The organism is Curtobacterium sp. BRB10, assembly GCF_031844325.1.
Classification (GTDB): domain Bacteria; phylum Actinomycetota; class Actinomycetes; order Actinomycetales; family Microbacteriaceae; genus Curtobacterium; species Curtobacterium poinsettiae_A.
Map to the genome: position 1 here is coordinate 1 of NZ_JAUZVA010000016.1, position 11,797 is coordinate 11,797.

The 11,797-nt window shown below is 65.2% G+C and carries 9 protein-coding genes; 3 read left to right on the top strand and 6 right to left on the bottom strand.

Annotated elements, in window-relative coordinates:
- The coding region (locus tag Q9R26_RS18315) for a hypothetical protein (protein WP_396136846.1) at positions 1-256 on the top strand (256 nt) is incomplete at its 5' end.
- A 1,538-nt stretch (positions 257-1,794) separates the two neighbouring features.
- Here Q9R26_RS18315 and Q9R26_RS18320 read toward each other — a convergent pair.
- A complete protein-coding gene (locus Q9R26_RS18320; protein ID WP_311228165.1) occupies positions 1,795-2,130 on the bottom strand; it encodes an Lsr2 family protein in 336 nt (111 codons plus the stop codon).
- 155 nt (positions 2,131-2,285) lie between these two features.
- On the opposite strand from Q9R26_RS18320, the gene Q9R26_RS18325 reads away from it, so the two are divergent.
- The gene (locus Q9R26_RS18325) at positions 2,286-2,597 is read left to right on the top strand and encodes a DUF4190 domain-containing protein (RefSeq protein ID WP_311228166.1); all 312 of its coding nucleotides are present in this window, start codon (positions 2,286-2,288) and stop codon (positions 2,595-2,597) included.
- 881 nt (positions 2,598-3,478) lie between these two features.
- Here Q9R26_RS18325 and Q9R26_RS18330 read toward each other — a convergent pair.
- The 4 genes from Q9R26_RS18330 to Q9R26_RS18345 form a co-directional block, all read right to left on the bottom strand.
- Positions 3,479-7,654 (bottom strand): RHS repeat-associated core domain-containing protein, encoded by a 4,176-nt coding sequence (locus Q9R26_RS18330; RefSeq protein ID WP_311228172.1) that lies wholly within the window; start codon positions 7,652-7,654, stop codon positions 3,479-3,481.
- 666 nt (positions 7,655-8,320) lie between these two features.
- A complete protein-coding gene (locus Q9R26_RS18335; RefSeq protein ID WP_311228167.1) occupies positions 8,321-8,920 on the bottom strand; it encodes a recombinase family protein in 600 nt (199 codons plus the stop codon).
- Positions 8,921-9,246: 326 nt separating this feature from the next.
- Entirely contained in the window at positions 9,247-10,155 is a 909-nt protein-coding gene (locus Q9R26_RS18340) for an ImmA/IrrE family metallo-endopeptidase (protein WP_311228168.1), read from the bottom strand.
- 19 nt (positions 10,156-10,174) lie between these two features.
- Entirely contained in the window at positions 10,175-10,663 is a 489-nt protein-coding gene (locus Q9R26_RS18345) for a helix-turn-helix transcriptional regulator (RefSeq protein ID WP_311228169.1), read from the bottom strand.
- Between the two features lie 20 nt (positions 10,664-10,683).
- On the opposite strand from Q9R26_RS18345, the gene Q9R26_RS18350 reads away from it, so the two are divergent.
- The gene (locus tag Q9R26_RS18350; protein WP_311228170.1) at positions 10,684-10,881 is read left to right on the top strand and encodes a hypothetical protein; all 198 of its coding nucleotides are present in this window, start codon (positions 10,684-10,686) and stop codon (positions 10,879-10,881) included.
- A 259-nt stretch (positions 10,882-11,140) separates the two neighbouring features.
- Here the strand turns inward: Q9R26_RS18350 and Q9R26_RS18355 are convergent, their stop codons facing one another.
- Entirely contained in the window at positions 11,141-11,623 is a 483-nt protein-coding gene (locus Q9R26_RS18355) for a hypothetical protein (protein ID WP_311228171.1), read from the bottom strand.
- Positions 11,624-11,797 lie beyond the last annotated feature (174 nt).

Sequence of the window (11,797 nt, forward strand, 5' to 3'; positions counted from 1 at the left end):
ACGGTTCCGGGAAACCATCCGCACCGGCCTCACCGCAGACGTCCGCGACGGGCGGGAACCAGCAACGATGGACCCGGTCCGCGGCGCGAAACAGCTCCTCGCCCTCTACGACGGCCTCCGCCTCCAATCGCTTCTGACCGCGGACACCGATGTCGTGGACGAGTTCGATCGGGCAGCGACCCGGATGCGACGCGGCTGGAGTGAGCAGTACGAACAACCCACCTACTGGGACATCCCCATCGCACCCCGCACCTAACGACGAAGGCGACCGGGGTGGTGCCGCCTCCTGCCGCGGCACCACCCCGGCCAGGAGCGCCGCCGGTGCGGCCGACGGCACTCCAGCACGCCCAGGAGCACGCTCAAACCAGACGCACGTGCCCGCGACACTAACCCAACCTCCCAAGTAGCTATGCGCTCCTCGTTGATTCGGCGCTTAGAGAAGCATCAAAGGGTGCAGTGAACAGCCGCTATGATTCGCTGAAGCAATTTGCCTTCAAACAGTATTACGGCCCAATCTCGAAACGAAAAAAGTGGACCTCAGTAGTGCAAATCCAACCGTCTCCGCTTACGTGAGCGCATTGGAGGCAATAAGAGGAGGCGGCACGTCAGTGAAAGAGCACATTATTCTTGCTGGAAGCTAGCGGCGGCCGATTACGCCGAGAAGCATCGCCGTAGAAACGAGAACAACGCCCGCAAGGAGAGCTGCCGCCCCAGAGATAGCTCTTGGTGTGGTATCTGCGGCTACAAGTACGAAAATGCCGACTACAGCGAGCGGCACGCCGGTCATCCAGGCTACGAGGTCGCTAACCATCGTGCGGCGGGGTGAATTCATGTTCACAGGTTAGTGCCTCGTGATGGGTTACTTGGAAGATCCCTCGAGCAAGGTCGCCCGCGGTGACCGGTGGTTGTAGGGACCCGTACCGCGCTGGCCGCTTTGCTCGGCGAGGATCAAGTGCCTCCAGACTGGCTTGAAACCCTACAGTTGCGAGACGTCTCGCGGTGCGGCCCGCTCCCCCGCAGCAGACCCTGAGCTGACCGTCTCGCAGCCGTGTCTCGCAAGAGCTCGGCGGCTCTTGCGTCGGGGAGGTCGGTTACGAGACAGGGCCGACTGCGAAGTGGATCGCGTCGTCGACGGACACAGGAGCGCTGGTTTCGGTGCCCTATAGCCGATCGACTACCGGACACCCGGCTCGTCGCGCCTCAGCGCGTGCCTCGGAGACGTACGAGCCCTCGGATACCGAGCGACATACAGACGATCCCAGCCAAGGCTGCGACGGCCCCAAGAAGCACCGCTGGAAGCTGAGTTCGACCAGCGAGTGCAAAAGGGTCGGCCGCAGTCACGAATAGGAGAGCAATACCGAGCGAGACCGCTCCGAGCACCAACATCGTCACTGACCCGGATCGACTCGGCTCTTCCTCCGACTTTGCCGGTCCTGATCTCGTCATGGCCCGACTGTAGGCCGGAGTGTCCTGCTCTGCCCAAGTGGGTCGCGAGCGCGTAGCTTGCTGCGACGTCCGACAGTCGATCCCTTGCCGTACGGCCTCGGATGCTGCTCGGAGGTCCAGTCGCGTGCGGTCTTTGCTTCGAATGCCGCGTGTAGGGCCGGTTCAGGGTGGCCCGTCCCGCTGCTCTTCGGGTGAGTGCGGGCCCGGCCACACCCCGGGCCCGTCGACGGCCACCTCCAGCACTCCGGACCAGGACATGGGAACGGCCGGGCTGTCAGTGTCGTGACAGCCCGGCCGGAGCCCGGTGACTGAGCTCGAGGTGAGCGTAGCCACCGAGACGGTGCGCGACTAGTGAGCGGCGTCGTAGGCGTCCCTCACGGCCTGGCTGATCCGGCCCCGCGGTGCGACGTCGTGCCCGTTAGCTGCAGCCCACTCGCGGATCTTCGCCAGCTCGTCCGGGTTGCTCCGCTGCGTGCTTCCGGATCCGCGGCCGCCACGGCTCGTGACTTTGCGGGCGGCAGCGATGTAGTCCGAAAACGCCTCGCGGAGCTGCTCGGCGTTGTCGTCTGACAGGTCGATCTCGTAGTGGCTGCCATCAAACGAGAACGCGACGTTCTTTCCGCCGTGCTCGATCGTGTCGCCAGTGAGGTCGTCAATGAGGTGGGTCGTGACTTTCTGTGCCATGTCCTCTTGTGTAGCACCACGGTGCAAAAAACCGATGTGCACGCCGGCAGATCTACCGCCATGCTATGAATCGCGCACACCTCTTGCGCCGTCGAGATCCATGCCGTCCTGGACGGCAGGGCTCGAAGCCATCCTGAATGAAAGGACGCGCCGCTATGAGCGACGCCACGCCCTCCCAGCCCAACCCCTACAACGGCAATGCGCAGCCGTATCAGCAGTCGCCGGGACAGTCGGACCGGTACAGCGTCCTCGCGATCGTCGGCTTCATCCTCGCGTTCGTGGTCAGCATCGGCGGCCTGGTCGTGTCGATCATCGCGCTCACGCAGATCAAGCGCACCGGTGAACGCGGCCGCGGACTCGCCCTCGCCGGCATCATCATCAGCGCAGCATCGATCGTGCTGTCCATCGTCTTCGCGATCGTCATCTTCGCCGCGGCCGCGAACGCGCCTTCCTACAGCAGCTACTGAAACCCACGCCCCGGAAGACAGCCCACCGCTGCGCTGGCTCCCCAGCGGAACGGTGGGCTGTTTCGCCCGGTCCGGGCACCTCGTCCACTCGCGCCGAAGACCGCGCCGATGACACTCACGCAGTAGCACCAACGCCCAGCCGTTCAGATCACCTCGGCGGCGACCAGCTGCGCCCGAACGCACGCATCAGCACAACACCCCAATCAGCATCCGTGATCGTTCCCGTCGACGTCTCCATGCTGAACTCACCACGCTCGTAGAGCAAGGGCGCTTGACCCACCAGGTGCGCACCGAGCCGCTCGGTGACGTGCCACGTCTTCCGCGCCGTCTGCGACGGCACCAGCTCGAGCCGCAACCGATGGCCATGTACCGACACCGTGGACGGCAGTTGCGGAATACGAGGCGGCATACGCATAAGTCCACGCCCTCCCCCACCAAACCCCCGCAGACACGCTGTCACACCCGGCGACGGACCGACCACTGCGCCTTCGTCGACCAGGCGTAGCGATGGGGGCAGTTCCGATAACCGTGCTGCTCGGAGCAATCTGGCACGGGTGGAAGTAAGTGCGCGCGCCTGTCGCACGCCCGTACAGACACACAAAAACGGCGGCACTTCTCGAAAAGAAGTGCCGCCGTCTTGTCAACGCTGGGGCCTTGCTACAGCGTCAAGATACTCGCCTCTTGAATACGACCCGACCGACGGCGAATCCGACCGTACAGATCGCTCCCACAATGAGCAGCGGTAGCCCCCAAGACACTCCTGCCACGACAAGCAGGATCCCGGTGACGAGCAGGATCGGCGCGAGAACCAGGCCGCTGACCCAAACGCTCGCCCAGAATCTCCTGACCTGCTGGGGCTGAGAGGTGCCGTCAATCATGAGTTAGCAGTTCCCGTCTGACGAGAGGTAGTAGATCCCGAGTGCGGTGGACGTCGCCCCTGTGAGGAACGACCCTACTCCAAGCGCTCCGGCTGCGAGCGGGATGGTCAGGCCGGCTGTGAAGGGCGACAAGACGAGCGCAGCGCCCGCAAGTGCAAAGGATGCGATCCCGGTGATGGCAGCAGTGGCCCCGCAAGGCGAGATCGCTCGGCCGGATGGGTCAGATCCGTTGATGGGATCGCAGCCGACGAACGCGTACCGGTTCGCGTTCCCGGGATCGAGCGGCACATCGAGCGTGTCCCGTTCCGCCCATGATCCGGTTGTCGCGGAGAACCAGCGGTACCCGAACTTGGTCAGCCCACTGTCGCTGTTGCTCGAGCGGAGGCCGGTCTTGAACCCGTACGGGTTCTGCTGCCACTGCGTGCTACTCCCACCCTTGGTGACCGTTTCGGCGCCGTAGGCGTCGTAGGTGACCTGGTAGGCGATCTTGCCGGTGTCGGCGATCGACGTGGTCGGGTTGCCGATGCCGTCGAGGACATAGAGGCTGGTGACGCCGTCGCTGGTGCGTAGGTCCAGCGGCTGCCCGGTGACCGGGTCGGACACGACTGATGCGGTGCCGGTGCCGATCTGCTCGCGGGTGGCGATCACGGGGACGCCGTTCTGGTCGGTGGTGCCATACGTGTAACCGTATTCCGCTCCCCCGTCGGTGGATTGCCAGAGCAGCTTGTTCATGTCCGCGCCGGCGTACTCGTAGCTGGTCGTCACGCCGTCCTTCGTGGACGAGGTCAGCTGCTGCGCCCCGTTGTACGTGTACGTCTCCCCCGGAGCCTTGGTGAGGTTGCCGGTGCCGTCGTACGTGTACCCGTCCGTGGTGATCTGCGAGACGGCGTTGTAGGTCAGCTTCTGGTCACTGATTGTCGCCTTGGTGGCGGCGTTGGTGGCCTTGGCTTCGGTGCGGTTGCCGGCGTCATCGTAGGTGAACGCCCAGTTCGTCGGGTTCGTTCCGCCGGACTGCGTGATCCCGGTGAGGTGCTTGGTCGGGGTCTTCCCGTCCGTATCCGTGTACCCGTACGTGGTGGCCTGCTTGCTGATGTTGTCGTACGACCACTGCAGCTTCGTGCGGTCGTTCGCCTCCGTGGCGGTGCAGGTCGGGGCGGTGGTGGTTGCCATGTAGCAGTAGTCGGTGTCGACGACGAGCTGCGGGTCCTCGTTCGCAGCCCATGCCTGCACCTTGGTGACCTTGCCGGACTTGTCGTAGCTCAGCTTCTGGTGCGCGCTCCACGTGGACGGAGTGACACCGGGCGTTGCCGATGCGTCGGCGCCGAGCCACGTGTCGGTGCGGCGGCCCTGCTTGTCGGTGAGGTAGATCTGCTTCGCCGTGCCCGCACTCGTCGGGTACGTCGTCGCGGTGAGCACCTCGGACGCGTCGTACGTGTGGGTGACGGTGCCGGTGGAGTCGGTGACCTGTGTCGTGTTCCCGGCGAGGTCGTACCCGTAGGACACGGTCCCACCGCCGGCGGTGTTCACCGTGGAGATCAGCCGGTTGCGCTGGTCGTAGCTGTTGGTGATCGTGCCGGCCGCGGAGGCCTGGCTGGTCTGGTTGCCATTGCCGTCGTAGACATTGGTGACCGTCGCCGTGCCATCACTGAACGCGGTGGTGGTGTTCCGGTCGTCGTTGTCGTACCCGTACGTGGTGGTGTTCCCACGCCCGTCGGTTTCGGTCTTGACCCGGCCGAAGTCGTCGTAGGTGTAGGTCTTCACGCCGAGGGTGGTGCCGGTGGGCGGGGTGATCTTCGACAGCTGCTTGTTACCGTCGTAGGTGTACGTGGTCGAGTTCGACCCGTTCCCCGGCGCCGTCGCGCTCTTCACCGTGCCGTCGGAGTTGTACGCCACCTTCGCCTGGACCGAGGGGTCCGACCCGGACTGTGACGAGGTCTGGTTGCCGACACCGTCGTACCCGATGGTGGTGCTGTTACCCGAGCTGTCGGACACCTTCGACGGCAGGTACGCCGTCGCGGAACCCGACCCGTACTCCGCGGTGCTCGAGGAGCCGGAACCGGTGGTGGACTTCGTCAGCGACTGGCTGCTGTTCTTGCCGTACTCATTCGACGACGTCCCCGTACCCGCATCACCGGATACGCCGACGGTCGACTTCGCGACACCGTTGTTGGCGGGGTTGTACGTCTTCGACCGCTCACGGTTCGCCGGGTCGACGGTCTTCGTGACCAGGTCGTTGCCGTCGAGCGTGTACGTCGTGTGCGCCGCGGCGGCGACCGTCGCCGACTGGTCCGACCGCGGGTCAGCGACCTGCGTCGACGTGTCACTGGCGTAGGAGAATCGTGTCACCGCGGTGCCGGCGGAGCCGGCCGTGGTGTTGCGCTGTTCCACCTTCGTGACGCGGTCGGATGAGTCGTAGGTGAAGGCCGTCACGCCGCCGGTGGGTGCGGTGATCGAGGTGAGATCGCCGTTCGCGTACGCGAACGTGGTCTTCTTGCCGGTCGCGTCCGTGTACGTGGTGATGTCACCCGCGGAGCTCTTCGCGAAAGACACGCTCCGCGAGCTCGAGCCGGAGGTCTGGGAGAACGTCTGCGTGCTGTTCGCGTACGACGACTTCACCGTCTTTGCACCCGTCGCCCCGGCGGTCGAGACGATCGTGGTCAGCGCGTACCCGTCCGAGGTGTTGAAGCTGGTCTGGTTGCTGTTCCGGTCCACGACCGAGGTCGGCTGGCCAGCGAGGTTGAAGTGTGTGGTCGAGTTCGAAGTCCACCCCTTCAGCGTGTACTCGTGCGTCGTGCTGTTGTCGACACGGGTCAGGGTCTGCTGCAGACCAGCCGGACTGATGAACGCACCCTGCGAGCCCGAGGGCTTGAACTGCCATGCCGTCCCGGCGGCGTCCGTGTAGACGACACCGGCTGCGTTCGCCGTGAGGTCACCTGCGCCGGCGAGGGCGTACTGCCACCGGTTCGCGTCCATCGTGTTTACGTCCCCGACGGTGGTGCTGCGCGAGTTGTACGCGGCGCCGATCGTGGTGTTCTGCGTCACCCCAGGCAGGCTCATCGCCGTCGTGGTGACCAGCAGGTTGCCGGTTCCGACATCGACGGAGGCGTTGGTCTGGTCCGTGATCGGGAACGGCAGAGTCGTCGCCGACGTCCGCTGACCGGTGCGGTTCGTGTTGCCAGGGCCACCAGGGAGCGAGTTGTACGCACCCTGCAGGTCGACGAGGTAGTTCATCGCCGCCGTGCCCATGTTCTTGATCCGGATCTTGCCGTTCGCACCCACCGGCGCGACAACCGTGTTCGTCACCTTTGACGTTGCGTCGGAGCTGATCGCGGATGCTTCCGGCTCCGCCGCACCATCGGCCCACATCTTCGCGTACGAGTCCGCACCACTGTCGTTCACCGCGGTGAACGTCACCGCCACCGCGGAGAGTCCGCCCTCGACGGTCGGGGCGCCCTGGACGCCGCCGACCTGCAGCGTGAACGATGCACCCGAGGCGATGCTGGAGCTGTTACGGGTGTCGATGAGGCGGCCCTGCAGCGGGGTGAAGCCGCCACCGGGGTTGGACTGGAGGAAGTAGCCCTGGATGTCGACGACGAGGTCGATCTTCCCGCCACCCTCGGCGGTGTCGATGCTGAACTTCCCGTCAGCGCTCAACGCGACCTGCGCGTTCATCGCCGTGGTCTGGCCCTCGTTGGAGTTGTAGTTCAGGACGCCCGTGCTGCGGGTCTCACCGGTCGGGGTGGGACGGACGTAGCCGGCCTTTGCTTCGCGGTTGATCACGATGATGTTCACCGCGACCGCCGCAGCGCCAGCCGGGATCCCGTTCGAGCCGGTTGCCTGGATGGTGCGCTGCGAACCAGCAGGGATCTGCCCCTGCGCGGCACCGATCCCGCCACGGGAATCGAGCACACGGGACGGCGACATCGCCACGAACCCACCGGCCGAGACGCCGTTCTTCGTGGACGTGTAGTAGCCGGTGATGTCGATGATGACCTTCGACTGCGCCGTCTGGGTCATCACCTGGATCGTGCCGTCGTCGGCAACTGCGAGCAGGCCCGTGTTCGACGTGTTCCCGCCGACACCGGAGTTGTAGATCATCAGCAGCGTCGCCGCGTCCGAATCGTCCGCGCGTGCCTGCAACTGCCCAGACCCGGACGGGTCAGCGATCGTGACCATCATCGTCACCGCGCCAATCCCAGAAGACGGCAATCCGGCGACTCCGGCGACCTTGACCGTGCGGAACACGCCCTTCTCCGTCGCACCACCCAGCACACGTGCGTTCGAGGGCATCGGCACGTACTGCCCGCCCGACCCCGTCACCACAGCCTGCGCCGGAGCCGGCTGCGACACCACCACCAACAACGAACCCAGCAGCGCGACCAACGTCACCACCGCCAGGACCACTCCACGGACACGACCCGACAACGACGCAGCGAACACGCGAAAAGAACCCCTCAAGACGTTGCTCCAGCGCACAGCCCCCATGGCTGTACTGCGCAACTTCCCAGCACGTTACGGAGCATCTCTCAGCACCGCACCCCCACATAAGGGGGTCGAAACGGTGACCGAGGAACCGATAGAGCACCGGTGGCGCGCCTACGCATGCGGGCAGCTCCCGGCCGGACAGGCGGACGGTCGATGACGCCTCGCCGCCGATTGGGTGGAGGGGTCAGAGATCGCGCAGCGACTTCCCCGTGAGTGGTTCGTTCCAGCTCGCGCGCTGCTGTCCGTCTTTGTGCCGGTGCTCCCCCGCATGATCAGCCAGACGATCACAGCGCCATGGGCCGAACACACTCGCACAACGCGTATCGCCCGATGCGGCGGCTGCAGCCCCGCCGGCACAAGTCACGGGGTCACCGTCTTGCCGCGACGTCCCGCGACCGGATCGCTCTCGCGACGCAGTGCCCGGTACACCGTTGTCCGGCTCACCCCGAGCACGTCGCCGATCTGCGCGACCGTCATGTCCCGCTGCTCATACAGACGCCGAGCCGTTCGCACTTGATCCGCCGACAGCCGCGGCGGCCGGCCACCAGTCCGCCCACGAGCGCGCGCTGCAGCAAGGCCGGCGTGGGTGCGTTCCTTGATGAGGTCTCGTTCGAACTCCGCCAACGCCGCGAACACGTGGAACACCAGCCGGCCGCCCGGAGACGTCGTGTCGATCGACTCCTGCAACGACCGGAACCCCACACCCCGCTCCCCCAGTACTTGCAGCTGATCGATCAGGTTCCGAATCGACCGTCCGAGTCGGTCGAGCCGCCACACCACAAGCGTGTCGCCGGGGCGGAGCTGGTCGAGCAGCTTCACCAGCTCCGGACGGTGCTCGAGCGACCCGGACATGGTGTCAGTCCAGATCCGGTAACAGCCAGCAGCGTGCAACGCATCAAGCTGCAACGCCGCATCCTGATCCGTCGTCGACACCCGCGCATACCCAAGAAGCTCACCCACGAGCAGAAACGTAGCGGAACTCGTCCCTGACGCCGGGTAACGATGCGTAGATAGTGGCACTGGTATCCGCTACACGACTCGCCGACGATCGCGCCCCTCGCATAAGTCCGAACCCAGATGTGACACAAACGATCATTTTTGGCACATGCGCAACGTGGATGGAAAGCAGGAGTCGCGAAGCGGAGATGGGTGTCTCGCGGGCGCAACCGCCGACAGACTCATCGCCCAAGACGACCGTCGCCGACGCGGCGCGCGAGCTCGGCCTCGGCCAGTGGGTGTTCACAATCGGCCGATGCTCGTCGCGCGGCTCCATCGCGAAAGGGGCGTCAGTGCAATGGCCGACCTTGCAGGTCGACGAGTTGGACCGGCCTACCGAGGGTGGGTTGCTTGCGGGTCAGCAGGACCATCCCGACGTGCCCGTTGGTGAACCCTTCGGCGCGGAAGTGGACCTTGCCGCGGTTCGTGGTGAGCATCATCGTGGTCTCGTCGACGTGGGCGGGATGGTCCACAGACAGTCGTCGGAGGTCGGGGTACAGCAGCGTTGAAAGGCGTCGGACGCCCAGGGCCTGCTGAACCGGGCCGTACCGTTGAGTGAACGCTGGGCTTTGATGCACCTGGAAAATTGGGACTGATGCCGGCGTGCCATTGGACAGGTACCGCCCCACGACGAGCACCGCCACGGGGTGCCGACTTGTTTCTGCATACCGTCGAACCGCGGCTTGCGCGGAGACCTGGTACTCGCTATTAAGGCTGAGCGGAACATCGATGGAAGGCCGCGACGAGTCGGCCTGCTCGGTGAAGCGGTCAAGTGCAAAAATCACGTCGGCCGCGAACTGGTTCGCTTCCGCCTCCATGCCCGCCTCGCTGGCCGGGTCGAGCGTGAAGCGATCGTCGCCGTAATACGCGTCATGGTGCCACGGAAGCGCGTCGTGCCCGATCTCGTGTGCTTCGGTGAACCGTGCGCGGGCTGTGGTTTGCGTGTCGTCGATGAAGACGCGGCGCTCTGGGATGGACAGCGCGCCGAGTACCGTCGCCTTCATCTTCTTGAAGATGCCGCGCAGTGCCGGCGGCACTTCTTCCTCCCCGCCGAGGTCGTAGAGGGACTGACGATGCAGCCCGGCTGCAGTAGCGACATCGGCGAGCGGAATGGGCAGAACCGAGTGCGGGCCGAGGCCTGCTGCGCGCAGGGCTCCGGTCGCGTGCCGGCGAATCTGGTCGACCGGAAGGGCGGGCATCGGTTCCATCATTGCTCCGTCAGCTTCGTTGACTCTTGATCCAAGCGATGAAATCGCGTACCTGTCGGCGCTCGTGGTCGGACAGGTCGGCCAGTGCACGAAGTGGTATGCCGGCCAGCTCGGCGTCTCGCTCTGAGATGTCGACCGTAGTTGGCACGCGGATCCCGGCCCGTACCAAGAGGTCGCGGTAGTCGAGCCCGTACACCTTTGCCAACTGGTACAGGACGTTCGGTGAGGGCTGACGGATCTGGTCACTCTCGATCTGCGAGAGGTACCCGTTGGAGATCCCCTCGGTCTGCGCCTCAACGGCGCGCAGCGAGAGCGGAACGGCCACCCTTGCGCGCTTGAGGTGCGTACCAAGAGATTCACTGAGCTCGACATCCGGGAGGGTCACCTCCCTAGTGTGCCGCACGTTGCTCGGTTCACCAAGCAGCGCGTGGCGCACCTTGCGCTCCTGAGTGGCTTTGCTTAGTATTGCAAGCACCGCAGGGAACACCTTGCGGCTCATCGAGAACGAGGAGCGTCATCATGGCGAACCGCAGCACCATCTCCGGCCGGTACATCTCGAACGCCGCTGCCGCGCGTCACCCGCGCACGAGCGTCCGGGAGACGGGAAGCAACACGGGCAACGGCACGCACTACCGCAGCGGGATCAGCGGTCGGTACATCTCCAGCGCCGCCGCCGCACGGCACCCGAACACCAGCCAGTCGGAGACTGGGAAGTAGAACCAGCCGGCAACAAGTCGAGGGCCTCGATCTCATCGGAACTGAGATCGAGGCCCTCGTATCTATGTGCGAGCAAGGTCGAAGCGCTAGGACCGCTTCCGCTCGGCAGTCTGCGGTCCGCTCTTCGGCGCCACAGTCCGCTCGGAACTGTGCAGCAGCCGGGATGAACTCTCCCCGCCGCCCTGCTTGCTTGCGATGTTACGTGTCGCCTTCGCTCGGAGCTGCTGAGCAAGTGCTCGAGCACGAGGACTGTACTGCGTCATTCCTGCTCCTCCTTCGTCGGCTCCGCCACCGCGCCGACACTCGTCACGCTACTCGTGGGCGGCTGGATCACGTCTGCGACCGCGATCGCGATCTCGTTATCCTCTACCGTCACCCAGTCCTGGTCAATCAGCTGCGAGAGAACCGAGATCCCTAGCTCTGAGGTCTCCGTCTGAACGGCTCGGTCTGCGGCCCAGGTGAATCGAGTCCACCACTGCGCCCGCTGGTCCGCGAGTTCACGCTGTTGCCGGTCCTCCCCTGCGAGGCGGTCCCGCTGAGCACGGTCCTTGGCCGCAACCGCCGCGCTCCGGCGGCTTGTGTAGAGCGCTGCGGCCAGCGCGATGATCGCTGCGCAAACAGCAGCGAGTCCTCCAAGCCCTGGCGAGGTGACGAACGTGCCAACCCAAGGCCAATCGATGGAGAACGGTGGAAGAAGTCGACCAGCAACGGCGCCGATGACGATCAGGCCAACCCATGCCACGATGCGCCGAGCTACCCGCCAGCGCCGAGCTGAAGCCGACACTTGCTCATCGGGGGCATCTCGCGTCACAGCCGGGAATCTAGCCAAGAGACTCGAAGCGAGGGCCTAGGCGCGCCATGGTCGTTTGCCAAGCAGGGGCGGCGCGTGCAACTGCGTCGGCACACCGTCTCGTTT